The sequence below is a fragment of the Winogradskyella ouciana genome (genome assembly GCF_009709615.1).
GTDB classification, from domain to species: domain Bacteria; phylum Bacteroidota; class Bacteroidia; order Flavobacteriales; family Flavobacteriaceae; genus Winogradskyella; species Winogradskyella ouciana.
The window spans coordinates 1-237 of record NZ_WJYA01000300.1; the positions used below are offsets into that span (position 1 = coordinate 1).

The 237-nt window shown below is 59.9% G+C and carries 1 protein-coding gene; it reads right to left on the reverse strand.

The window, feature by feature from the left end; all coding sequences use genetic code 11:
• Positions 1-237, reverse strand: a 237-nt coding sequence (locus F1003_RS19215) for a family 1 glycosylhydrolase (protein ID WP_155090387.1), incomplete at both ends; no start/stop codon positions are given.

Below are 237 nucleotides of genomic sequence, written 5' to 3' on the forward strand. Positions count from 1 at the left end.
CGAGCAGCGGCACGGCGGGAAGGCACCGCTGTCGTAGGCGGCGATGGACAGCACGTTGGGCTCGTCCATGGTGGTCCAGTGCCTCACCCGGTCGCCGAACTCCCTGAAGCACACGTCCGCGTACGCCGTGAAATCGTCAATGACCCTTGGGCTGAGCCAGCCATGGTACTCATCTTCAAGAATTTGAGGGAAATCCAGGTGGTAGAGAGTCACATGTATCTCAATCCCCCGTTCGAC